The sequence below is a fragment of the Pseudomonas sp. HMSC067G02 genome, assembly GCF_001813485.1.
Taxonomy (GTDB): Bacteria; Pseudomonadota; Gammaproteobacteria; order Pseudomonadales; family Pseudomonadaceae; genus Pseudomonas; species Pseudomonas aeruginosa.
Genome location: NZ_KV812657.1, coordinates 49,285 through 70,749, shown reverse-complemented (window position 1 = coordinate 70,749; position 21,465 = coordinate 49,285). Strand labels below are relative to the sequence as shown.

At 66.0% G+C, this 21,465-nt stretch carries 23 protein-coding genes; 8 read left to right on the top strand and 15 right to left on the bottom strand.

Annotation, left to right across the window (positions count from 1 at the left end; all coding sequences use genetic code 11):
- Positions 1-123 precede the first annotated feature (123 nt).
- On the top strand, positions 124-1,086 hold the full coding sequence (locus HMPREF2914_RS10825; protein WP_023091526.1) for an NAD(P)H-quinone oxidoreductase: 963 nt from the start codon (positions 124-126) through the stop codon (positions 1,084-1,086).
- A 55-nt stretch (positions 1,087-1,141) separates the two neighbouring features.
- Here HMPREF2914_RS10825 and HMPREF2914_RS10820 read toward each other — a convergent pair whose 3' ends face one another.
- The 6 genes from HMPREF2914_RS10820 to HMPREF2914_RS10795 are packed head-to-tail and all read right to left on the bottom strand — an operon-like array spanning position 1,142 to position 6,332.
- Positions 1,142-1,792: an HAD family hydrolase gene (locus HMPREF2914_RS10820; protein ID WP_003091591.1), complete on the bottom strand. Its 651-nt coding sequence runs from the start codon at positions 1,790-1,792 to the stop codon at positions 1,142-1,144.
- A complete protein-coding gene (locus HMPREF2914_RS10815; RefSeq protein WP_003091590.1) occupies positions 1,792-2,787 on the bottom strand; it encodes an ABC transporter ATP-binding protein in 996 nt (331 codons plus the stop codon). Before HMPREF2914_RS10815 ends, HMPREF2914_RS10820 begins: the two co-directional genes overlap by 1 nt.
- Before the next feature lie 2 nt (positions 2,788-2,789).
- Complete coding sequence (locus tag HMPREF2914_RS10810) at positions 2,790-3,587, bottom strand: ABC transporter permease (RefSeq protein ID WP_003091589.1); 798 nt, start codon at positions 3,585-3,587, stop codon at positions 2,790-2,792.
- Positions 3,574-4,413, bottom strand: coding sequence for an ABC transporter permease (locus HMPREF2914_RS10805; RefSeq protein WP_003091588.1), 840 nt, complete (start codon positions 4,411-4,413; stop codon positions 3,574-3,576). The genes HMPREF2914_RS10810 and HMPREF2914_RS10805 overlap by 14 nt, the downstream gene beginning before the upstream one ends.
- On the bottom strand, positions 4,410-5,219 hold the full coding sequence (locus HMPREF2914_RS10800; protein WP_003109171.1) for an alkaline phosphatase family protein: 810 nt from the start codon (positions 5,217-5,219) through the stop codon (positions 4,410-4,412). Before HMPREF2914_RS10800 ends, HMPREF2914_RS10805 begins: the two co-directional genes overlap by 4 nt.
- A 54-nt stretch (positions 5,220-5,273) precedes the next feature.
- Entirely contained in the window at positions 5,274-6,332 is a 1,059-nt protein-coding gene (locus HMPREF2914_RS10795) for an ABC transporter substrate-binding protein (protein ID WP_003091586.1), read from the bottom strand.
- Positions 6,333-6,695: 363 nt separating this feature from the next.
- Here HMPREF2914_RS10795 and HMPREF2914_RS10790 point away from each other — a divergent pair, with 363 nt between their 5' ends.
- Entirely contained in the window at positions 6,696-7,412 is a 717-nt protein-coding gene (locus HMPREF2914_RS10790; RefSeq protein ID WP_003091585.1) for a UTRA domain-containing protein, read from the top strand.
- Between the two features lie 65 nt (positions 7,413-7,477).
- On the top strand, positions 7,478-8,029 hold the full coding sequence (locus HMPREF2914_RS10785) for a GNAT family N-acetyltransferase (RefSeq protein WP_003091584.1): 552 nt from the start codon (positions 7,478-7,480) through the stop codon (positions 8,027-8,029).
- Positions 8,030-8,071: 42 nt separating this feature from the next.
- Here the strand turns inward: HMPREF2914_RS10785 and HMPREF2914_RS10780 are convergent, their stop codons facing one another.
- From HMPREF2914_RS10780 to minC, 5 genes are all read right to left on the bottom strand, one after another.
- A complete protein-coding gene (locus HMPREF2914_RS10780) occupies positions 8,072-9,361 on the bottom strand; it encodes a M18 family aminopeptidase (RefSeq protein ID WP_023091527.1) in 1,290 nt (429 codons plus the stop codon).
- Positions 9,362-9,529: 168 nt separating this feature from the next.
- Complete coding sequence (locus HMPREF2914_RS10775; RefSeq protein WP_003091582.1) at positions 9,530-10,165, bottom strand: RluA family pseudouridine synthase; 636 nt, start codon at positions 10,163-10,165, stop codon at positions 9,530-9,532.
- A gap of 104 nt (positions 10,166-10,269) precedes the next feature.
- Positions 10,270-10,524 (bottom strand): cell division topological specificity factor MinE, encoded by a 255-nt coding sequence (gene minE, locus HMPREF2914_RS10770; RefSeq protein ID WP_003091581.1) that lies wholly within the window; start codon positions 10,522-10,524, stop codon positions 10,270-10,272.
- Positions 10,521-11,336 (bottom strand): septum site-determining protein MinD, encoded by an 816-nt coding sequence (gene minD, locus HMPREF2914_RS10765; protein ID WP_003091579.1) that lies wholly within the window; start codon positions 11,334-11,336, stop codon positions 10,521-10,523. The genes minE and minD overlap by 4 nt, the downstream gene beginning before the upstream one ends.
- A 61-nt stretch (positions 11,337-11,397) precedes the next feature.
- Positions 11,398-12,189 (bottom strand): septum site-determining protein MinC, encoded by a 792-nt coding sequence (gene minC, locus HMPREF2914_RS10760; RefSeq protein WP_003091578.1) that lies wholly within the window; start codon positions 12,187-12,189, stop codon positions 11,398-11,400.
- 159 nt (positions 12,190-12,348) lie between these two features.
- On the opposite strand from minC, the gene HMPREF2914_RS10755 reads away from it, so the two are divergent.
- The gene (locus HMPREF2914_RS10755) at positions 12,349-13,287 is read left to right on the top strand and encodes a lipid A biosynthesis lauroyl acyltransferase (protein ID WP_003091577.1); all 939 of its coding nucleotides are present in this window, start codon (positions 12,349-12,351) and stop codon (positions 13,285-13,287) included.
- Between the two features lie 67 nt (positions 13,288-13,354).
- The gene (locus tag HMPREF2914_RS10750; RefSeq protein ID WP_003091575.1) at positions 13,355-14,524 is read left to right on the top strand and encodes a patatin-like phospholipase family protein; all 1,170 of its coding nucleotides are present in this window, start codon (positions 13,355-13,357) and stop codon (positions 14,522-14,524) included.
- Between the two features lie 63 nt (positions 14,525-14,587).
- On the opposite strand, the gene HMPREF2914_RS10745 is transcribed toward HMPREF2914_RS10750, so the two are convergent.
- The 4 genes from HMPREF2914_RS10745 to HMPREF2914_RS10730 all read right to left on the bottom strand — a co-directional run bounded on the left by HMPREF2914_RS10745 (position 14,588) and on the right by HMPREF2914_RS10730 (position 18,116).
- Positions 14,588-15,445, bottom strand: a complete 858-nt coding sequence (locus tag HMPREF2914_RS10745; protein WP_003109175.1) for a pirin family protein — start codon at positions 15,443-15,445, stop codon at positions 14,588-14,590.
- Between the two features lie 139 nt (positions 15,446-15,584).
- Entirely contained in the window at positions 15,585-16,388 is an 804-nt protein-coding gene (locus tag HMPREF2914_RS10740) for an MlaA family lipoprotein (RefSeq protein ID WP_019484617.1), read from the bottom strand.
- Positions 16,389-16,391: 3 nt separating this feature from the next.
- Positions 16,392-17,753, bottom strand: coding sequence for an alpha/beta fold hydrolase family protein (locus HMPREF2914_RS10735; RefSeq protein WP_003114807.1), 1,362 nt, complete (start codon positions 17,751-17,753; stop codon positions 16,392-16,394).
- Between the two features lie 141 nt (positions 17,754-17,894).
- Complete coding sequence (locus HMPREF2914_RS10730) at positions 17,895-18,116, bottom strand: DUF2061 domain-containing protein (protein WP_003091551.1); 222 nt, start codon at positions 18,114-18,116, stop codon at positions 17,895-17,897.
- A gap of 293 nt (positions 18,117-18,409) precedes the next feature.
- Between HMPREF2914_RS10730 and HMPREF2914_RS10725 the strand changes: the two genes are divergently transcribed.
- The 3 genes from HMPREF2914_RS10725 to HMPREF2914_RS10715 all read left to right on the top strand — a co-directional run bounded on the left by HMPREF2914_RS10725 (position 18,410) and on the right by HMPREF2914_RS10715 (position 21,448).
- The gene (locus HMPREF2914_RS10725; RefSeq protein WP_021265067.1) at positions 18,410-19,267 is read left to right on the top strand and encodes a glycine betaine ABC transporter substrate-binding protein; all 858 of its coding nucleotides are present in this window, start codon (positions 18,410-18,412) and stop codon (positions 19,265-19,267) included.
- 217 nt (positions 19,268-19,484) lie between these two features.
- On the top strand, positions 19,485-19,796 hold the full coding sequence (locus HMPREF2914_RS10720; protein WP_003091547.1) for a DUF485 domain-containing protein: 312 nt from the start codon (positions 19,485-19,487) through the stop codon (positions 19,794-19,796).
- Positions 19,793-21,448, top strand: a complete 1,656-nt coding sequence (locus HMPREF2914_RS10715; protein ID WP_003091546.1) for a cation acetate symporter — start codon at positions 19,793-19,795, stop codon at positions 21,446-21,448. Before HMPREF2914_RS10720 ends, HMPREF2914_RS10715 begins: the two co-directional genes overlap by 4 nt.
- The last annotated feature ends 17 nt before the right edge of the window (positions 21,449-21,465 follow it).

Genomic DNA, 21,465 nt, shown 5'->3' with positions numbered 1-21,465 from the left:
TCGACTGATCGCGGAGTAATGACGCATATTAGGCCTTATTAGCCGGCGCCGGGTTCCCTTGGCGCAATGCAAAAAGCCCGACTCTGGGTGATCGGGCCGTGACAACCCCACTATGGAGGCAGCGTGAACGCATTGCAAGGTATCGAAGGTCGTGTCGAGTGGACGGAAATCGCCGCCCCGTCCTGCGGTCAGGGCGAAATCCGCATCCGCGTGGCGGCCGCCGGACTCAACCGCGCCGACCTGTTGCAGAAGGCCGGGCTCTACCCGCCGCCACCCGGCGCCAGCCCGGCGCTGGGGCTCGAGTGTGCGGGTGTGGTCAGCGAGGTGGGCGCGGGCAGCACCTGGCAGGTCGGCGACCGGGTCTGCGCGCTGCTCGCCGGCGGCGGCATGGCCGAGGAAGTGGTGGTGGACGCGCGCCACGTACTGCCGGTCCCGGCAGGGCTGAGCCTGGCGGAGGCGGCGGGGATTCCGGAGGTCTACGCCACGGCCTGGCTGAACCTGTTCCAACTGGCGGCGTTGCAGCCCGGCGAGAAAGTGCTGCTGCACGCCGGCGCCAGCGGCGTCGGTTCGGCCGGCATCCAACTGTGCAAGGCGTTCGGCAACCCCTGCTGGGTCAGCGTCGGTTCTGCCGAACGCCTGGCCTACTGCGAATCCCTGGGCGCCGCCGGTGGCGCGCTGCGCAAGCAGAGCCTGGAATCGCTGCGCGATTTCGCCCCGTTCGACGTGATCCTCGACCCGGTCGGTGCCCGCTATGCCGGGTTGAACCTGGAGCTGCTGCGGAGCGACGGGCGCTGGGTGATCATCGGCCTGATGGGCGGCCGCGAGGCGCAACTGGACCTGGCACAACTGCTAGGCAAGCGCATCCAGTTGACCGGCTCGACCCTGCGTACCCGCGATACCGATTTCAAGGCGCAACTGATTGCCGAGCTGGGATTGAAGGTCTGGCCATTGTTCTCCGCCGGGAAACTCCGTGCGCAGCTGGAGCGAACCTTCCCGATCGGCGACGCCGAGGCGGCGTTCGAGGCGCTGGCGAGCAACCAGGTGCAGGGCAAGGTCGTGCTGGTGGTGGACCCATCGCTGGCCTGAGGAGCCGCTTCGGCACCGTCGAGGCGGATCCGCTCGCGCTTTCGCGGCGAGCCTGTCAGCGCCAGGCGTTGACCGGCCAGCCCATTTCCTTGGCGTAGGCGAGCAGGGTCGGGTCCGGATTGACCGTGTTCGGATGGCCGACCAGCTTCAGCAGCGGCAGGTCGTTGCGCGAGTCCGAATAGAACCAGGCGTCGGCCAGTTGGCGATCGTCTCCTTCCAGCAGGTCGAGCAGACGCAATACCTTGCCTTCGCGATAGGTGAGGGTGCCAAGGGTGCGGCCGGTGTAGTGTCCGTCGAGCACTTCGAGATCGATGGCGAGGACTTCGTCGACGCCGATCCGCGCCGCGATCGGCTTGACCAGGTGCACCCCGGATGCGGAGACGATCAGCACCCGGTCGTTGGCGCTGCGGTGGCGCGCCAGGCAGGCGCAGGCGTCGCTGTAGATCAGCGGCTCGATGACCTCCTCGACGTAGGCCTCCACTTCCCGCTCGACTTCCTCGACGCTGCGACCGATCAGCGGTTGCAGGGTGTAGTCCATGTACAGGTCCATGGACAGCTTGCCTTCGGCGTACTGCTCCATCAGTTCGGCGTCGCGGCGGACGAAGGATTCGTCGACCCAGCCGAGACTCGCCATGCGCTGGCTCCACAGGCTGGAGCAGTCGCCGTGGATCATGGTCTCGTCCAGGTCGAAGATCACCAGGCTCATCAAGCTACCTCTCGAATACTGTTGCGATCGATGACCAGCGTCAGCTGACTGCCGGCCGGATACAGGCGGTCTGCGCTGCGGTTGAGGACGTCGACGGTGAGTTCCACCCCGGCGGCCTCGACGCGGTAACGGATCACGTTGCCGAGCAGACTGTGCGAGCGTACCAGCGCCGGCACGCCTTCGCTCGGTTCGTTGCCCAGGCGCAGGGATTCCGGGCGGATCGCCACCTGGTGCGCGCAGGGCTGGCCGAGCAGGCGGCTGGCCTGTTCGGCGTCGAGCAGGTTGTAGTTGCCGATGAAGCCGGCGGCGAAGGCGTTTTCCGGCGCGGTGTAGAGGGTCTCCGCGTCGCCGCTCTGGACGATGCGTCCGGCGTTCATCAGGACGATGCGGTCGGACAGGGTCAGCGCTTCTTCCTGATCATGGGTGACGAACACCGTGGTCAGCCCCAGCTCCTGCTGGATGCGGCGGATCTGTTCGCGCAGGTGCTTGCGGATGCGCGCGTCGAGGGCCGACAGCGGCTCGTCGAGCAGCAGCAGGCGCGGGCGCGTCACCAGCGAGCGGGCCAGCGCCACGCGCTGGCACTGGCCGCCGGAGAGCTGGTGCGGGTAGCGTGCGGCGTACTCGCCCAGTTCCACCAGTTCGATGGCTTCGGCGACCCGCTGCTTCAGTTCCGCCGCCGGCACCTTCTGCATGCGCAGGCCGAAGGCGACGTTCTGTTGCACGGTCATGTTGGGGAACAGCGCGTAGCTCTGGAACACCATGGCGATCCCGCGCTTCTGCGGCGGCAAAGGCACCACATCCTCGCCGTCGATGAGGATGCGCCCGCTGTCGACCTCGGTCAGCCCGGCGATGCAGCGCAGCAGGGTGGACTTGCCGCAGCCGCTGGGGCCGAGCAGGGTGACGAACTCGCCGCGGGCGGCAGCGAAGTCGATATCGCGGAAGATGCTGGTGGCACCGTAGCTCTTGTCGAGCTGTTCGACGCTGACGAACGACATGATCAGGCCTTGTCCTTGTTCAGTCGGTTGGCCGCCCAGGTCAGGACCAGGACGAACACGAAGTAGGAGACCACCACTGCGCTGGTGTAGTGGCCGCTGCTGTTGCGCATGTTGTTGAGGAACACCTGCAGGGTCTCGTAGCGGGTACCGACCAGCAGGTTGGCGAAGACGAATTCGCCGATGAGGAAGGAGAACGACAGCAGCAGGGCCACCATCACGCCCTTGCGCAGGTTCGGCAGCACGACCAGCAGCGCCGCCTTCCAGGTGCTGGCGCCGAGCAGGTGGGCGGCGTCCATCAGGTCGCGCAGGTTGATCGCCTGCAGGTTGTTGGTGATCGCCCGGTACATGAACGGCAGGGCGATGGTGAAGTAGCAGCCGACCAGCACCCAGGGCGTGCCGATCATTTCCAGCGGCCCGCTGGCATAGAGTTGCAGCAGGCCCACCGAGGAGACGATCGGCGGCACCGCGAAGGGCAGCAGGATGAGCACGTTCATCACGCCGTCCAGGCGCGGGAAGTGGTAGTGGATGACGAACATCAGCGGCAGGATCAGCAACACGCTGAACGCCAGGGCGCCGAAGCAGACCAGCAGCGAGCGGGCGAAGGCCAGCAGGAAGCGCTGGTCGCTCCACAGTGTCAGGTACCACTTCAGGGTCAGGCCGTCCGGCAGCAGGGTCGCCGACCACTGGGTGGCCAGCGAGTAGAGCAGGGTCGCCGCCAGCGGCAGGACCAGGATCAGGAACAGCGCGCAGACCACCAGGCGATGGTAGAGCGCGGCAGGACGTCGATCAGCGCGCGACATGGTAGCTCCTGCGCAGCAGCCATTGGTGGACCAGGGTGATCAGGGTCATCAGGCCGACCAGCACCATGGCCAGCGCGCTGGCCATGTTCGGGTCGGGGAACACGTCGCCGGCGACCAGCGCGCCGATGCGGATCGGGATCACGTTGAAGTTGCCGGTGGTCAGCGAGTACACCGTGGCGTAGGCGCCGAGGGCATTGGCCAGGAGGATGACGAAGGTGCCCAGCAGTGCCGGGGTCAGCACCGGGATGCCGATGTGTCGCCAGTACTGCCAGCCGTTGGCGCCGAGCAGCGCGGCGGACTCGCGCCAGTCCTCGCGCAGGGCGTCGAAGGCCGGGTAGAGCAGCATCACCCCGAGGGGGATCTGAAAATAGGTGTAGAGGATTATCAGGCCGGTCTTCGAGTAGAGATTGAAGTCGTCGATCCAGCCGGCCTGCTTGAGTAACAGGGTCAGCGCGCCGTTGAAGCCGAGCAGGATGATGAAGGCGAACGCCAGCGGTACCCCGGCGAAGTTGCTGGTCATGTTGGAGAAGGCCATGACGAAGTCGCGCAGGCGGCTGTCGACGTGGCGCAGCGAATGGCTGCCGAGCACCGCGATGAGCAGGCCGAGCAGGCTCGACCAGCCGGCGATCTCCAGGCTATGGCGGATCGCCTGGCGGTAGAAGGGCGAGCCGAACAGCTCGAGGTAGTTGGCCAGGCTCCAGGCATCGCTGGCCTTCAGGCTGTTCAGCGCGACCCAGGCCAGCGGCGCTATCTGGAAAATCACGAAGAACGCCGCGAAGGGCAGCAGGAACAGCAGCGCCAGCCATTTGCCGGAGAGTCGTTTCATGGGGCGAGCAGCTCCCGGCAGACGGGTTTGTCGTGGGCGGCGCCGAGGATTTCGCAGAGCGTGCCGCAGAGGTCGGTCTGCAGCGGTTGCGCCAGGTCGTCGCGGCTGAAGGCGTCGCCGAAGACGAACAGCGGCACCTCGCGCTCCTCCTCGAGGATGCCGCCGTGGCTGCGGTCCTCGTTCATTCCGTGATCGGCGGTGATCGCCACCTGGTAGCCGGCCGCCAGCCACTGGTGCAGGTATTCCGACAGCAGCGCGTCGGCGCGCCGCGCGGCGTTGCGGTAGGCGGGGCTGGCGAGGCCGTGCCTGTGCCCGGCGTCGTCGATGTTCATCGAGTGGACCAGCATGAAGTTCGGTGCGTGCCGGCGGCGCAGGCTTTCCGCATCGGCGAACAGGTGCGAGTCCGGATAGTGGTCGTTCCAGTAGAAGTGTCCGCGCTGGATCGGCAGTGCGCTGTCGTCGGTGTGGCGGTCGCGGGCCGGGTCGAACGGCGCGCGGTTGTACAGTTCGCTGACCCAGTGGTAGGCCGCTGCCGCGGTACTCAGGCCGGCCGCGCGGGCATAGTGGAACAGGCTCTGTTCCTGGCTCAGGCGGACCACGTCGTTGTGCAGGATGCCGCTATCGATCGGCGGCACTCCGGTGAGGATACATTCGTAGAGCGGCCGGGACAGCGAAGGCAACTCGCATTCCAGGCGGTACGACTGGCCGCGGCCGGCGCCGCAGAGGGCCTGGAGATGCCCCATGCAGTCGCGGGCGACGCTGTGGTTGAGGCCGTCCAGCAGGACGAGGATGACGTCGTGGCGCATTCGGGGTATCCGTCGATGCGGGGCGGCCGCCGGCGAGGGCGGCCGCGCTCCGCGTCACTGCATGTTGATGATCACCGCTTCCTGCCACTGCCGCGGCAGGCGCTTGGAGGTTTCCTCCCAGGCCTTGGCGTCCTTGATCGGCTGGGCCTTGGCGTACTGCTCGTTGGGCAGCAGTTGGGCCTTCACGTCGTCCGGCAGGGTCAGGCTCTCGGCGCGGATCGGTCGCGCGTTGCCCTTGGCCAGGTTGATCTGTCCGGCGTCGCTGAAGATGTACTCGCGGGCGAGCTTGGCGGCGTTCGGGTGCTTGGCGTACTTGTTGATGATGGTGGTGTAGCCGGAGATCACCGAGCCGTCCGAGGGGATCAGCACCTCGAAGCGCTCCGGGTCGATCTGCTGGCGGTAGCTGAGGCCGTTGAAGTCCCAGACGATGCCGACTTCGACCTCGCCTTTTTCCAGGGTGGCGATCACCGGGTTGGTCAGCGACAGGCGGCCCTGCTTGGCGATCTTGCCGAAGAACTCCAGGCCCGGCTTGATGTTCTTCTCGTCGCCGCCGTTGGCGATGGCCGCGGCGAGCACCCCATTGACCGCCTGGGCGGCAGCGCTGACGTCGCCGATGGTGACCTTGTACTTGCCCTGCAGCAGGTCGGCCCAGCTGTGCGGTACGTCCTTCACCAGTTGTTTGTTGACGATGAAGGCGATGGTCCCGGTGTAGGCGAGCGCCCAGTGGCCGTCCTGGTCCTTGGCCCAGGCCGGGATCTGTTCCCAGGTGCTCGGCTTGTACGGCTGGCTGACGCCCTGCTGCACGGCGATGGGGCCGAAGGCGGCGCCGACGTCGCCGATGTCGGCGCTGGCGTTGTCCTTCTCGGCCTTGAACTTGGCCAGCTCCTGGGCCGAACTCATGTCGGTATCCATGTGCTTGAGCCCATACTTGCTCTCAAGGTCCTTCCAGGTGTCCTTCCAGTTCGCCCAGCTGTCGGGCATGCCGACGCTGTTGACCTGGCCTTCCTTGCGCGCGGCCTGTTCCAGCGCCTGCAGGTCCGCTTCGGCGGCCAACGCCAGGCCGCTGCCGAGGGCGATGGCGGTTCCCAGCAATGAAGCAAGCATGCGTTTCATTCGGTGCTCCTTCGTTCGAGAGGTTCGGTCGGGCAGCCTCGGGAGTTCTCGACGCTCCTTCGGGCGGGACTGCCGCGGGTGTGGTCTAGATCAGCAAGACCCAGGCCAATCTAGAGCCGCTGGATGACGGTTTCATGTCAGCTAGCCGCGCCTGGCATCGCCGCGGCTTGCATCCGCAGAAGCGTAGACCATGCTTAAGCCCTCGATTCCATGGGCGTCGGGCGCCTCCGGGAAGACCGCTGTCTTGTGCCTGTCACGTCCCGGTCATCTGGGTTTCCTAGCATCGGACGAGCCGGAGGCGCAGGGCGGGCCGGTGGAAGTGCCCCTGGCTGGGGCTGGACTAGACCAATAAGGAAGCAGTCGATGCGTGACGAAGCGCTACCCACCGTAACGGCGATCTGCCGGGCGCTCAGCGAGCAGATCGGCCATGGTCTGCTGCCGGCGGGTGGCAAGCTGCCGGCCGAGCGCAAGCTCAGCGAGCTGTTCGCGACGACCCGGATCACCCTGCGCGAGGCGCTGATCCAGCTGGAGTCGCAGGGCCTGATCTACCGCGAGGAGCGCCGCGGCTGGTTCGTCTCCCCCGAGCGGCTGGCCTATAACCCGCTGGTCCGCAGCCACTTCCATGCGATGGTCAGCGAACAGGGCCGGGTGCCGGCGACCGAGGTTCTGTCGGCCCGGCAGATGCCGGCGAGCGCGGCGGTCTGCGAGCTGCTGGAGCTGCCGGCGCTGTCCAGCGTCTACCAGATCCGCCGGGCGCGGCGGGTGGACGGGCGGCTGGTGCTGTATGTCGAGCACTACCTGAACGCGCAGTACTTCCCCGGAATCCTCGGCCACGACCTGACCCGCTCGCTGACCGAACTCTATGCCAGCGAGTACGGCATCCACTATGGGCGGGTGCGTTTCGACATGGTGCCCACTGCACTGCATGCCGAGGCTGCGGCGCCGCTGAAGGTGGCGGTGGGCAGCCCGGCCCTGCGCATCAGCCGGATCAACCGCGACCAGCGTGGTCGGCTGATCGACTGCGACCTGGAGTTCTGGCGCCACGACGCCATCCATATCAGCGTCGAGGTACCGCAGTAACGCCACGCGTCGACGACCTGCGGCACCTTCTGCGAGGATGGGCTCCCGGGAAAAGGAGCCCTCGCATGTTCATACTGCCGATTTCGTCCGACCTGCACCTGGAGCTGCTCGACCAGCCGCGCGCCGAGGAACTGTTCCGCCTGGTGCGCGCCAACAGCGAGCACCTGGCGCCCTGGATGCCGTGGGTGCCACTGACGCAGAGCGCGGACGATACCCGCCGTTTCATTGGCGAAGGCCAGCGGTTGTGGGCGGAGCGCAGAAGTTGCCGCTGCGGGATCGTCGAATCCGGATGCCTGGTCGGCGTCATCGACCTGCACGATTTCACCGAGGACAGCCGCAGCGCCAGCATCGGCTACTGGCTGGCGGCGTCCGCGCAAGGGCGCGGGCTGCTCGCCAGGGCGCTGGGGAAGACGATCGAGCTGGGTTTCCTTGGCTACGACCGGCAGCGCCTGGTGATCCGCTGTTCCACCGAGAACCTGCGCAGCCAGCGCGCCGCCGAGCGCCAGGGCTTCCGGCGCGACGGAGTGATCCGGGCCAACGAGATCATCGCCGGGCGTGCCCACGACCATGCGATCTACACGCTGTTGCGCAGCGAATGGCACGCTGCGCACGCCTGAGTGGCCCCGGGCGAATGCCCGGGGCGTGAGCGAGGCTGGCGCTCAGGGCAGCTCGCTGCTGGCGTAGAAGGCGCCGAGCACCTTGACCAGGTGCGCCAGGTCATGGCTGCCGGCCAGCTCGCGAATCGAGTGCATGGCGAAGGTCGGCAGGCCTATGTCGACGGTGCGCACGCCGATCTGGCTGGCGGTGATCGGGCCGATGGTCGAGCCGCATCCCATGTCGCTGCGGGTCACGAAGCTCTGCACCGGCACTTCGCTGTCCTGGCAGAGGTGGCGGAAGAAGCCGGCGGTTTCGCTGTTGGTGGCATAGCGCTGGTTGCTGTTGATCTTGATCACCGGACCGCCGTTCAGCGCCGGGCCATGGTTGGCGTCGTGCTTGTCGGCGTAGTTCGGGTGTACGCCATGGGCGTTGTCGGCCGAGACCAGCAGCGAGCGCTGGATCGCCCGGCTGAAGGCGTCGCCTTCCGGCAGCAGGCGGCGCAGTACCTGTTCGAGGAACGGGCCGTCGGCGCCGCAATGCGAACAGGAACCGACTTCCTCGTGGTCGGTGCAGACCAGGATGCAGTTCTCGTCGCCTTCGGCGTTGAGCAGAGCTTCCAGGCCGGCGTGGCAGGACAGCAGGTTGTCCAGGCGCGCCCCGGCGATGAACTCGTCGTTGAGGCCTACCACCGCGGCGGACTGGGTGTCGTAGAACGACAGCTCGTAGTCCAGTACCACGTCGGCGGTGATGCCGTGCTCGCGCAGCAGCTGTTCGTCGAGCAGCAGGCGGAAGTCGGCGGCCTCGCCCGGCGCCAGTTGGGCGATGATCGGCGGCAGTTCGTTCTGCGCGTTGATCGGCCAACCCTCGTTGGCGGCGCGGTTGAGATGGATGGCCAGGTTGGGGATTACCGCGATGGCCTTGCGGAAGTCGACCAGGCGGCTTTCCAGCTTGCCATTGGCGCGGAAGGTGACGCGCCCGGCCAGTGACAGGTCGCGGTCGAACCAGGGGGCGAAGAGGGCGCCGCCATAGACTTCGACGCCGAGCTGGAGGAAGCCGTTGCGAGCGATCTCCGGGTTCGGCTTGACCCGCAGGCAGGGGCTGTCGGTGTGCGCGCCGACCAGGCGGAAGCCGCTTTCCAGGGGCGAGCGACGGCCCAGGCGGATGGCGATCAGCGACGAGTCGTTACGGGTCACGTAGTAGCGGCCGCCGGCTTCGGTGTGCCAGGCGTCGCGCTCGTCGAGGCGGCGGTAGCCGGCGGCTTCCAGGCGGCGGGCGAGGCTGGCGGTAGCATGGAAAGGCGTGGGCGAGGCCTTGAGGAAATCGATCAGGCCCTGGTTGAGTTCTGCGCGCATAGTGGCTCCGGACGGCAATCCATGCAGTCTATCGTATTGTCCGACGGGGTTCAGGTCGTTGGCGGCGGGGCCGGCCAGAAAAAGCGGAAGCTGGTCGTTGTATGGCAAGACGGGGTACCGGAAATCGGCGGGCGGCGTCCCGGCGGGCCGGGACGCGGCGGGGAAGGCTCAGAACGGCGCCGGCGACTCGAAGCGCAGGCGTTCGCCGCTCTGCGGATGGGTCAGGCACAGCAGGCTGGCGTGCAGGCACAGGCGTTCGTGGGCGGCGAGGGCTTCGGGGTTGGCGTAGAGGCGGTCGCCGAGCAGCGGATGGCCGATGGAGAGCATGTGCACGCGCAACTGGTGCGAACGGCCGGTGATCGGCGTCAGCTCGACCCTGCTCCAGCGCTCATGACGCTCGACCACACGCCAGAAGGTCAGGGCGTGGCGGCCGTGCTCGAAGTCCACCACGTGACGCGGCTTGGTCGGCGGGTCGTAGCGCAGCGGCAGTTCGATGCGCCCGCTGTCCAGTTCCGGCAGGCCCCAGCAAAGGGCGGTATAGGCTTTCTCGGTCTCGCGGTCGTGGAACTGGCGGGACAGCTCGCGGTGGCTGTCGGCGTCGCGGGCGAGCACCATCAGGCCGGAGGTTTCCCAGTCCAGGCGGTGGACGATGCGGGCCTCGGGATAGCCGTTTTCCTGCAGGCGGGTGACCAGGCAGTCCTTGTTGTCATCGGCGCGGCCGGGCACCGACAGCAGCAGGGTGGGCTTGTCGACCACCAGCAGGGCGTCATCCTGGTGAACGATTCGAATCTGGGACAGCGGCATAGCGAACGGGCTCATCGCCGGGAGGCGGCAGGGAGCCTGGCGGGGCAGGCTCGGTGAAACGACTGCGGCGGCCAATGGCCGCCGCAGTATGGACCCTGGGCGAATCAACGATCCGGCAGGGTGATGTTGAGTTCCAGGATCGAGCAGTTGCCCTGGTTCTCCAGTTCCACCTGGATCTGCTCCTGGTCGATCGGTACGTACTTGCGGATCACTTCCAGCAGGTCTTTCTGCAACTGGGGCAGATAATCCGGCTGTGCGCGCTGGCCACGTTCGTGGGCAACGATGATCTGCAGTCGTTCTTTCGCGATGGAAGCGCTGTTCTGCGATTTCCGACTGCGAAAGAAGTCTAAAAGGCTCATTCACGTCCTCCGAACAGTCTTTGCAGGAATCCTTTCTTCTGCACATCGAGGAATCGATGCGGTATTTCCTTGCCGAGCAGGCGGTCGACCGCATCGCTGTACGCCTGGCCGGCGTCGCTCTGCTCGTCGAGGATCACCGGCACGCCCTGGTTCGACGCCTTGAGCACGGCCTGGGATTCCGGGATCACCCCGAGCAGGCGGATGGCGAGGATTTCCTCGACGTCGTCGACGCCGAGCATCTCGCCCTTGGTGACGCGCTCCGGGTTGTAGCGGGTCAGCAGCAGGTGTTCCTTGATCGGCTCCTCGCCTTTCTCGGCGCGCTGCGACTTGCTTGCCAGCAGGCCGAGCATGCGGTCGGAGTCGCGTACCGAGGAAACCTCGGGGTTGGTCACGACGATCGCTTCGTCGGCGAAGTACATGGCCAGGTGGGCGCCTTTCTCGATGCCCGCCGGGGAGTCGCAGATGATGTATTCGAAGTCCTTGCGCAGCTCGGCCATGACTTTCTCGACACCTTCCTTGGTCAGGGCGTCCTTGTCGCGGGTCTGGCTGGCGGCCAGGACATGCAGGTTCTCGAGGCGCTTGTCCTTGATCAGGGCCTGGGTGAGGGTGGCCTCGCCGTTGACGACGTTGACGAAGTCGTACACCACGCGGCGTTCGCAGCCCATGATCAGGTCGAGGTTACGCAGGCCGACGTCGAAGTCGACGATGACGGTCTTGAAACCGCGCAAGGCCAGGCCGGTGCCGATAGCTGCGCTGGTGGTGGTTTTACCGACGCCACCCTTACCGGAAGTGACTACGAGAATTTTGGCCAAGGTGATTCACCCCAATGAAAAACGTAAGAATTCTGGTCCCTGAAAGTGGCGGCAGTATCCGTTAAAGGCGGGTGATGTTCAACACGTCACCCGACAGGCTGACGTGCACTGCCTTGCCCCACTGCGGGCTGCGTCGCAGGTCCTCCGCGACCTTGTAGTTACCGGCGATGGAGACCAGTTCGGCGGCCAACTGCTGGCAGAAGATTCGCGCCGTGGCGTCGCCTTTCACGCCGGCCAGTGCGCGTCCGCGCATCGGGCCGTACACATGGATGTTTCCGTCGGCGAGAAGTTCCGCGCCGGGACTGACCGCGGCCAGCACGATCAGGTCGCCGCCGGCGGCGTAGATCTGCATGCCGCCGCGCACCGGGGTCTTCACCACCTTGGTCGGGCGGCTGACGGGCTCGGCGGGCTTCTCTTCCGCCTTGGCCGGCTCGGGCCTGGCTTCACCGACGCTCGGGCTGGGCTCTTCGGCAGGCTTGCGCGGGGCGCTGTCCTTGATGTCCAGCGGTCGTTCGCGGGCGCCCGAGGGCGGCAGCACCGGCAGGTCCAGGGCCTGGGCGGCGGCGATGTCCTCCTCGCGCCCGGCGCGGATCGCCAGGGTGCGCAGGCCGTGGCGGCGACAGACCTCGAGGAGCGCCGGCAGGTCAAGGCGGCCTTCGCCTTCGGGCAGCTTGTCGAGGGCCATGACCAGGGGGGTGTCGCGGAAGAAGTTGGGCGCTTGCGCCACCTTGTCGGCGAGTTGCCGTTCGAGCCTCGCCAGGTCGTTGTGCGCCAGTTCGAGGATGGTCACCGCGAGCATGCTGCCCTTGAGCTGGAATACGGGGTCTTGATCGAGGAGGTCGGCTTGGCTCATGGGGCTTGTCGGTCGTTGAATTGCAGGGACTTATAACGAGAACGCCGGATGCCCGCAAGCGTGGCAGATAGCCGGGGCGGCATCGATCGGCAACGCGGCGTCCCGCCGGGACGGCGGGCAGGGTAGAATGGCGGGCTTTGATCGTCGTCGGAACCGTCCATGGATCGCCCCCGTTTCTCCAGCGCTTTCCTCCATCCCCGCTACTGGCCGCTCTGGTTCGGCCTGGGGCTGCTCTGGCTGGTGGTGCAGTTGCCTTATCCCGTCCTGCTGATGCTCGGCCGTGGCCTGGGGGCGCTGATGTACCGCTTGGTCGGCTCGCGCCGCGAGATTGCCGCGCGCAACCTCGAACTGTGCTTTCCGGAAAAGTCGCCCGCCGAACGCGAGCGTCTGCTGAAGGAGAACTTCGCCTCCAGCGGCATCGCCTTCTTCGAGATGGCCATGAGCTGGTGGTGGCCGAAGGCGCGCCTGGCCCGTCTTGCCCATATAGAAGGCCTGGAGCATCTGCGCGAGGCCCAGGCCAAGGGCGAGGGGGTGATCCTCATGGCTCTGCATTTCACCACCCTGGAGATCGGCGCGGCGCTGCTCGGCCAGGTGCACACCATCGACGGCATGTACCGTGAGCACGACAACCCGGTGTTCGACTACATCCAGCGCCGTGGCCGCGAGCGGCATAACCTCGATGCCACCGCCATCGAGCGCGAGGACGTGCGCTCGATGCTCAAGGTGCTGCGTGGCGGCCGCGCCATCTGGTACGCACCGGACCAGGACTACGGCGCCAAGCAGAGTCTGTTCGTGCCGCTGTTCGGCATCCCGGCGGCCACCGTCACCGCCACTACCAAGTTCGCCCGCCTGGGCCGGGCGCGGGTGTTGCCGTTCACCCAGAGCCGTCTGGCCGATGGCAGCGGTTACCGCCTGACCATCCACCCGCCGCTGGAGGACTTCCCCGGCGAGAGCGAGGAAGCCGATTGCCTGCGGATCAACCAGTGGGTCGAGCGCTGCGTGCGCCAGCAGCCCGAGCAGTACCTGTGGGCGCACCGGCGTTTCAAGACCCGCCCGCCAGGCGAAGCCAAGCTCTATCCGAAACGGCGCAAGCGCTGAGGACGGGCATTCCGGACGCGCGCGGGGTCTGGCTATACTCGCCGCAGTTCATGACGGAAGCCCCGCTGTGTCCGATCCCCTTGCCCCACGTCCGCCGCTCACCGGCCTGATCCTTTCCGGGGGCGGCGCCCGCGCGGCCTACCAGGTCGGCGTCCTGGCCGCCATCGCCGACCTGCTGCCGGACAGCGCCGGCAATCCTTTCCCGGTCATCGTCGGTACCTCCGCCGGCGCCATCAACGCCGTTGGCCTGGCTTGCGGCGCCCTGCAATTCCGCCAGGCGATCCAGCGCCTGACCGCGGTCTGGCAGGGATTCCGCACCGAACATGTCTATCGCAGCGACTGGCCGGGCGTGACCCGCCAGGCCTCGCGCTTCCTCGGCCATAGCCTGCTCGGCCTGGGGCGGCGGGTGCCGGTGGCGTTGCTGGACAACCGGCCGTTGCATGAGCTGCTGGCACGTGAGCTGGATTTTTCCGGGATTCATGCGGCGGTGCGCCAGCGCCAGTTGCGCGCGGTGGCGGTGACCGCGTTCGGCTACGAGTCGGGGCAGGCGGTGACCTTCTACCAGGGGCGCGCGACCATCGATCCCTGGGTACGCCATCGGCGCCTGGGCATTCCCACCCGCCTGGAGCTTCGGCACCTGCTGGCCAGCGCGGCGATCCCGCTGCTGTTCCCGCCGGTGCGGATCAACCGCGAATACTTCGGCGACGGCGCGGTGCGTTCCCAGGCGCCCATCAGCCCGGCGTTGCACCTGGGCGCCACGCGGGTGCTGGTGATCGGCGTCAGCGGCAATCCGGCCACCGGTGGCGACAGTGCCATGACCGGCCTGCCGCCGTCCGACCGACCGCCGAGCCTGGCGCAGATCGGCGCCCACCTGTTGAACAGCACCTTCATCGACAGCCTGGAAGGCGACATCGAGCAGTTGCAGCGGATGAACCAGATCGGCCAGTTGGTGGCGCCGGAGGTGCGCCGCCAGGCGGGTGGGCTGGAGCCGGTGGAGGTATTGCTGGTGTCGCCGAGCCGGCCGCTGGACGAGATCGCCGCGCGGCACTACCGGGAGCTGTCGCGGGTGCTGCGGCTTTTCCTGCGCGGTCCCGGAGCGACCCGCGCCAGCGGGGCGGGGGTATTGAGCTACCTGTTGTTCGAGCGCGGCTATTGCAGCGAACTGATCGAACTGGGCTACCACGATGCGATGGGCAAGCGGGCGGAACTGGAGCGCTTCCTGCGGATCGAGCGGTAAACCTTATTCAGGACGGGACAGGCGGAAGGAAAAAGCCGCCCCGAAGGGCGGCTCGCGCACGGCTCAGACGGCCAGGACACCGTCGCGATAGTCGCGTAGCGCCTGCTCGATTTCCTCGCGGCTGTTCATCACGAACGGACCGTACTGGACGATCGGCTCGCGCAACGGCTTGCCGGCGAGCACCAGTACCCGCGCGCCGGCTTCGCTGCGCAGGCTCAGTTCCCCTTCTTCGGACAGCCGAGCCAGGCGATTGGTGGCGATTTCCACCGGGCGTTCGCCTTCCACCGTCAGGCTGCCTTCGTAGACGTACAGCAGCACGCGATGGCCGTCCGGCAGGCGCGGGGCGATGCGGCCGCCGGCAGGCAGTTGCAGGTCGTAGTAGTGCGGCTCGGTGTCCGGCCTTTCCACGGCGCCGATCTGCTGCGCCTGGCCGTCGTCGAAGCGACCGGCGATCACCGTGACCTTCACGCCTCCGGCGGTTTCCAGGCGTGGCACGTCTTCCGGCTCGATATCGCGATAGCCGGCCGGAGCCAGCTTGCTCTTCGCCGGCAGGTTGACCCACAGCTGGAAGCCACGCATCGCGCCTTCCACCTGTTCCGGCATCTCGCTGTGGATGATGCCGTGGGCGGCGGTCATCCACTGTACGCCGCCGGGCTTGAGCAGGCCGCGATTGCCGAGGTGGTCTTCGTGGCGCATACGCCCTTCGAGCATGTAGGTCACGGTCTCGAAGCCGCGGTGCGGGTGCGAAGGGAAGCCGGCGACATAGTCGTCCGGGTTCTGGGTATCGAACTGGTCGAGCATCAGGAACGGATCGAAGCGTTCCGGGGACGGGCCGCCGATCACGCGGGTCAGGCGGACGCCGGCGCCATCGGAGGCGGGGTGGCCGGTATGCAGTTCGAGGACATCACGGTAGCGGGTCATGGGAACCTCCTGGTTCGTGTATGGCTCGATGATAGTCCTCTCTGGTCGATATATGGTTGCGAGTTTTATGTAATTCCTATCGATTTATTGAATCGTTATGAGGAAAAGAAACCGCCGCACAGGGCGACGGTTCTTCGTCTCACTCGGCGATCTGCAGCTTGCGCGCCTCGGTATAGATGTAGCGCAGTTTCTCGTACTCGAACGGCGAGTTCATCTGGCCGTAGCGGAAGCTGGTGTTGTAGCGCCTGTCCACCACGCGCAGGGCGGTGATCTCCGGGTGGTCGCCGCTGGCCTGGGGAACGTTGAGGTAGTTCACCTGGTATTCGCCGACGTAGTCCACCACCAGTCCGCCGGTGTCGCGCAGGTTGGACGGGCCGAGGATCGGCAGCACCAGGTAGGGGCCGCTGCCCACGCCGTAGAAGCCGAGGGTCTGGCCGAAATCCTCGCTGCGCTTGTGCAGGCCCATCTTGGTCGCCGGGTCCCACAGGCCGAGCACGCCGAAGGTGGTGTTGAACAGCAGCCGCGCGGTGGTTTCCATCGCCGCCTTGCCCTTCAACTGGGCGAGGTTGTTCAGCAGATTGGGCACGTCGCCGAGGTTGTCGAAGAAATTGCTCACGCCGCTGCGGACGAAGTGCGGGGTGACGTATTCGTAGCCTCGTACCACGGGCAGGAACACCCACTCGTCGAAGCGATAGTTGAAGTGGTAGACCCGGCGGTTCCAGGATTCCCAGGGATCGTACATGTTCAGTGCGTCGAGGGTGGCGCGCTCGAATTCGCGTTGATCCAGGCCGGGATTGAACTTGAGTTGGTCCAGTGGACGGCTGAAACCGTCGCCGTCGAGCTGGCGTGGCGGCAGTTCGGCCGGCGCGGCGGCCTGGTCGGCCTGGGCGCTGGCGGCAGCGCTCAGCAGAAGGGCGAACATCCAGTGTGCGGTTCGGCTCATCGATCAGTTTCCTGCCTGCTGGGTGAGGGCCGCGCTGGCGACCTGGGTCTGTCCGGCAGCGGGCGTGGCGAAGAAGTCCAGCATGTCCTGCGCGTTGACCTTGTAGTTGAGGTTGCCGCAGTGACCGCCATAGGGATAGACGGTCAGGCGTTCGCCGAAGGTCCGGCGGAGGAAGCCGAGGTCGCCCGGGCCGAGGATGACGTCGTCGGCGTTGTGCATCACGGCGATCTTCGGGCTGTCGTGCAGATAGTCCTGCAGCTTGTAGAGGCTGACCTGGTTGACCAGTTGGGTCAGGCTGCCGCCGTCGTAACGGGCTCGCCACATCGGGATCAGTTGCTCAGTCATGTAGCACTCGAAGTCGCACTGTAGCGCGCGCTTGAAGAAGGGCTCCAGGCTGGTGCCTTCGTTGATCGGGTAGTTCGGCGGGGTGATCAGGCCGCGACGGTTGACCAGGTCCGAGGTGAAGGCGATGTCGGCGGCGGAGAAGCGGAACGAGGTGCCGATCAGCATGGCCATTTCCTCGTTGCTCAGGCGCTGCTTCGACTGCTGGAAGTCGTAGAGCATGGCGTCGTTGATGTCGACGTAGCCTTTCTGCCGGAAGTAGCGGGTCAGCTTGCTCAGCACCACCTCGTAGAAGGTACGCGAGTCAGTGATGCCCTTGACCTGGGTTTCCACCAGTTTGTCGAGGTTGCTCACCGAGGTGTAGAGGTTCACCGGTGGGTTGAGCAGCAGCACTTTCTTGAAGTTGAAGCTCCGGCGGCTTTCGTCGAGGTGGCTGACGAACGCGGCGTTCAGCGCCCCCAGGCTATAGCCGGTGAGGTAATAGTCGGTCACCGGCAGGTCGCGCTGCTGCGCGCGCACCGCCTGCATCACCCGGTACAGGTCATCGGCGTCGTCGCTGGAAAAGCCCGGTGTGGCGAAGCGCGAGGCGCTGGCCATGAAGTCCCAACTGGTCGGCGAGGACAACTGCACCACGTGGTAGCCGGCCTGGTAGAAGAGCTTCTTCAGGTATTCCGGGAAGCTGCTGGCGTAGTGGGCGCCAGTCCCGGCGATGATGAAGATCAGCGGCGCCGCATGATCCTGGCGGGCCAGGCGGTAGCGCAGTTTCTTCACCGGCCAGAAGTTGTCCGGCAGGGCGAACTCGCGCTCCGGGCGCAATTTCAGGCTGTAGTCCTTCTGGTCGATGTCCTCGCTGTGCGGAAGCTCGGGACGCAGTTCCGGCGGCGTGGTGGCGATGGTCGCCTCGAACGGGTTGGTCAGTGGATAGCCGTAGCTCGCGGCGTCCACGTCCCGGGCCTGCGCCAGATTGGCACAACCGAGGGCGAGGCCGCCGAGCAGGGCAGCGAAACGGAGGAAGTGGGGCATCGGGGGAATCCCTTCGAGGGAAAAGTACTGAGTGAATATACTGCCGCTATGACAACTGCAAGCCTCAGTAGTGCAGTGGGTTATTGCAGCCAGTGTTCCAATCGTTTTTTTCCCCTTTCGCCGTGCCTCGCGAATTTCCCTTCAGGCGTGGCGGTGCAGCCAGCCGTGGGCGCTAGCCGGGCGCGGCGCGCCGTCTTTCTCGAAGCGTTTCCAGATCTTCTCGTGGAAGTAGAAACCGACCGAGTTGCACAGCGGCTCGACCGCCGCCACCAGCCCGCCGACCGCTATGCTGCCGGTCAGCGCATAGGCCACGCTGAAGGCGATGATGAAGTGCATGACGGTGAAGGTCAGGGTCTTGAGCATGGCTGCTCTCCTTTGATCGAGAATCATTCCTCTTTGGCGAAAGCCTATCCAGGCGCTCGGCCAAGCGGAAATCGGCCTGTCCAATCGAGGGCATAGAGCGCTTCGATCGCACCGTCGCGGAGCACATCCGTTGCGGGCCGCAGCGCAGTTCGGGACATGTCGTTATCGGGTGCGATGGGTGTCGTTCTCAGAGCAGTCCGCCGTCCGGGCGCGCCGATGATGGACGGCGGCACCGCAGAGTGCCGCGACCGCCGGGGAGCGTCCCCGTCGGCATAGAACAAGGGGTACGTCTGATGCGAATGATGCGACGACTGTTGTGCTGGAGTGCGGGCCTGGCAATGTCGGCGGCGGTGGGGATGGCGGCCGCGGCGGACAAGCCGGTGATCACCATCGGTTACGTGGACGGCTGGTCGGACAGCGTGGCGACCACCCATGTGGCCGCCGAGGTGATCCGCGAGAAACTCGGCTACGAGGTGAAGCTGATGCCGGTGGCGGCGGGGATCATGTGGCAGGGCGTGGCGCGCGGCAAGCTCGATGCCATGCTCTCGGCCTGGCTGCCGGGCACCCACGGCGCCTACTACGAGAAGATGAAGGACAAGGTGGTCAACCTTGCCATCAACTACCCGGACGCACGCATCGGCCTGATCGTCCCCGAATACGTGAGCGCCAACGGCATCGCCGACCTCCAGGCGCAGAAGGACGCTTTCGGCGGCCGCGTGGTGGGCATCGATGCCGGCGCCGGGGTGATGATCAAGACCGACGAGGCGATCAAGCAATATGGCCTCGACTACAAGCTGGTGGCCAGTTCCGGCAGCGGCATGATCGCCGAGCTGACCCGTGCCGAGAACGAGAAGAAGCCGGTGGTGGTGACCGGCTGGATTCCGCACTGGATGTTCGCCAAGTGGAAGCTGAAGTTCCTCGACGACCCGAAGAAGGTCTATGGCGATACCGAGCATGTCGACACCGTCGCCAACCCGGCGCTGGAAGCCAAGGCCAAGCCGGTCTGGGAGTTCCTGAAGAAGTTCGGCTGGAAGGATGGCAACGAGGTCGGCCAGGTGATGCTGGCGATCCAGGAGGGCGCCAAACCCGAGGATGCGGCGAAGCAGTGGGTGGCGGCCAACCCGGGACGGGTCAAGGACTGGGTGCAGTAGCACGGCTGGTTCGATTGGGGAACGCCGTGCCCGGGCAACCGGGCACGGCGTTTTTCCTTGCCGAAGGCTGGCTCCGGAATCTGCCGGAAGGCCCGGGAATACCGGTCTAGAGCGGCTGGCGAAACGCTACGACTAAAGTCGTCTGGAGCGCTTGCACCAGCGTCCTACAGTGGATTTCGACGACATTCCGCGTCACCCCGCTGTGAGGATAAAAACAATGAACGACAGCATCTACCAGCGGATTGATACCAATCCGCGCTTCAAGGAGTTGGTGGCCAAGCGAGAGCGTTTCGCCTGGATACTTTCTTCGATCATGCTTGGCCTCTACGTGATATTCATCCTGCTGATCGCTTTCCAGCCGCAGCTGCTGGGCGCGCGTATCAGTCCCGATTCGTCCGTGACCTGGGGTATCCCGATGGGTGTCGGACTGATCCTTGCCGCGTTCATCCTGACCGGCCTGTACGTGCGTCGCGCCAACGGCGAGTTCGACAGCCTGAACCAGGAAATCCTCAAGGAGGCGCAGCAATGATCGCTCGTCTCCTTGCCGCGCTCGGCCTTGCGGCCTTCGCTCCGGCCCTCTGGGCCGACGCGCTGACCGGCGACGTGCAGCGCCAGCCGCTGAACGTCTCGGCCATCGTCATGTTCGTCGCCTTCGTCGGCGCGACCCTCTGCATCACCTACTGGGCATCCAAGCGCAACCGCTCGGCGGCCGACTACTATGCCGCAGGCGGCCGCATCACCGGCTTCCAGAATGGCCTGGCGATCGCCGGCGACTACATGTCGGCGGCATCCTTCCTGGGTATTTCGGCGCTGGTCTTCACTTCCGGCTACGACGGCCTGATCTACTCGATCGGCTTCCTGGTCGGCTGGCCGATCATCCTCTTCCTCATCGCCGAGCGCCTGCGCAACCTGGGCAAATACACCTTCGCCGACGTCGCCTCCTACCGTCTCAAGCAGAAGCAGATCCGCACCCTCTCGGCCTGCGGCTCGCTGGTGGTGGTGGCGTTCTACCTGATCGCGCAGATGGTCGGCGCCGGCAAGCTGATCGAGCTGCTGTTCGGCCTCAACTACCATGTCGCGGTGGTCCTGGTGGGCATCCTGATGGTGCTCTACGTGCTGTTCGGCGGCATGCTGGCGACCACCTGGGTGCAGATCATCAAGGCCGTGCTGCTGCTCTCCGGCGCCTCGTTCATGGCGATCATGGTGCTCAAGCACGTCAACTTCGACGTCAGCACGCTGTTCTCCGAAGCCATCAAGGTGCATCCGAAGGGCGAGGCGATCATGAGTCCGGGCGGCCTGGTCAAGGATCCGATCTCGGCATTCTCCCTGGGCTTCGCGCTGATGTTCGGCACCGCCGGGCTGCCGCACATCCTGATGCGCTTCTTCACCGTCAGCGACGCCAAGGAAGCGCGCAAGAGCGTGTTCTACGCCACCGGTTTCATCGGCTACTTCTACATCCTGACCTTCATCATCGGTTTCGGCGCGATCCTGCTGGTCAGCACCAACCCGGACTTCAAGGACGCCACCGGCGCCCTGATCGGCGGCAACAACATGGCGGCGGTGCACCTGGCCGACGCGGTGGGCGGCAGCCTGTTCCTCGGCTTCATCTCGGCGGTGGCCTTCGCCACCATCCTCGCGGTGGTCGCCGGGCTGACCCTGGCCGGGGCCTCGGCCGTCTCCCATGACCTGTACGCCAGCGTGTTCAAGGGCGGCAAGGCCAACGAGAAGGACGAGCTGCGGGTCTCGAAGATGACCACCGTGGCCCTGGGCGTGGTCGCCATCGTGCTCGGCATCCTCTTCGAGAAGCAGAACATCGCCTTCATGGTCGGCCTGGCCTTCTCCATCGCCGCCAGCTGCAACTTCCCGGTGCTGCTGCTCTCCATGTACTGGAAGAAGCTGACCACCCGCGGCGCCATGATCGGCGGCTGGATGGGCCTGATCACCGCGGTGGGCCTGATGGTCCTCGGCCCGACCATCTGGGTGCAGATCCTCGGCCACGAGAAAGCCATCTACCCGTACGAGTACCCGGCGCTGTTCTCGATGATCGTCGCCTTCGTCGGTATCTGGTTCTTCTCCATCACCGACAAGTCGGCGGCGGCCGACGAGGAGCGGGCGCGCTTCTTCCCGCAGTTCATCCGTTCCCAGACCGGCCTGGGCGCCTCTGGCGCGGTGGCCCACTAAGCGCTACGTGAAGACGT

Coding starts and splice junctions, on each gene's coding strand:
- HMPREF2914_RS10820 (WP_003091591.1), bottom strand. CDS start 1,792: ATGAGCCTGGTGATCTTCGACCTGGACGAGACCATGATCCACGGCGAC.
- HMPREF2914_RS10815 (WP_003091590.1), bottom strand. CDS start 2,787: ATGTCGTTCGTCAGCGTCGAACAGCTCGACAAGAGCTACGGTGCCACC.
- HMPREF2914_RS10810 (WP_003091589.1), bottom strand. CDS start 3,587: ATGTCGCGCGCTGATCGACGTCCTGCCGCGCTCTACCATCGCCTGGTG.
- HMPREF2914_RS10805 (WP_003091588.1), bottom strand. CDS start 4,413: ATGAAACGACTCTCCGGCAAATGGCTGGCGCTGCTGTTCCTGCTGCCC.
- HMPREF2914_RS10800 (WP_003109171.1), bottom strand. CDS start 5,219: ATGCGCCACGACGTCATCCTCGTCCTGCTGGACGGCCTCAACCACAGC.
- HMPREF2914_RS10795 (WP_003091586.1), bottom strand. CDS start 6,332: ATGAAACGCATGCTTGCTTCATTGCTGGGAACCGCCATCGCCCTCGGC.
- HMPREF2914_RS10790 (WP_003091585.1), top strand. CDS start 6,696: ATGCGTGACGAAGCGCTACCCACCGTAACGGCGATCTGCCGGGCGCTC.
- HMPREF2914_RS10785 (WP_003091584.1), top strand. CDS start 7,478: ATGTTCATACTGCCGATTTCGTCCGACCTGCACCTGGAGCTGCTCGAC.
- HMPREF2914_RS10780 (WP_023091527.1), bottom strand. CDS start 9,361: ATGCGCGCAGAACTCAACCAGGGCCTGATCGATTTCCTCAAGGCCTCG.
- HMPREF2914_RS10775 (WP_003091582.1), bottom strand. CDS start 10,165: ATGCCGCTGTCCCAGATTCGAATCGTTCACCAGGATGACGCCCTGCTG.
- minE (WP_003091581.1), bottom strand. CDS start 10,524: ATGAGCCTTTTAGACTTCTTTCGCAGTCGGAAATCGCAGAACAGCGCT.
- minC (WP_003091578.1), bottom strand. CDS start 12,189: ATGAGCCAAGCCGACCTCCTCGATCAAGACCCCGTATTCCAGCTCAAG.
- HMPREF2914_RS10755 (WP_003091577.1), top strand. CDS start 12,349: ATGGATCGCCCCCGTTTCTCCAGCGCTTTCCTCCATCCCCGCTACTGG.
- HMPREF2914_RS10745 (WP_003109175.1), bottom strand. CDS start 15,445: ATGACCCGCTACCGTGATGTCCTCGAACTGCATACCGGCCACCCCGCC.
- HMPREF2914_RS10740 (WP_019484617.1), bottom strand. CDS start 16,388: ATGAGCCGAACCGCACACTGGATGTTCGCCCTTCTGCTGAGCGCTGCC.
- HMPREF2914_RS10735 (WP_003114807.1), bottom strand. CDS start 17,753: ATGCCCCACTTCCTCCGTTTCGCTGCCCTGCTCGGCGGCCTCGCCCTC.
- HMPREF2914_RS10730 (WP_003091551.1), bottom strand. CDS start 18,116: ATGCTCAAGACCCTGACCTTCACCGTCATGCACTTCATCATCGCCTTC.
- HMPREF2914_RS10725 (WP_021265067.1), top strand. CDS start 18,410: ATGCGAATGATGCGACGACTGTTGTGCTGGAGTGCGGGCCTGGCAATG.
- HMPREF2914_RS10720 (WP_003091547.1), top strand. CDS start 19,485: ATGAACGACAGCATCTACCAGCGGATTGATACCAATCCGCGCTTCAAG.
- HMPREF2914_RS10715 (WP_003091546.1), top strand. CDS start 19,793: ATGATCGCTCGTCTCCTTGCCGCGCTCGGCCTTGCGGCCTTCGCTCCG.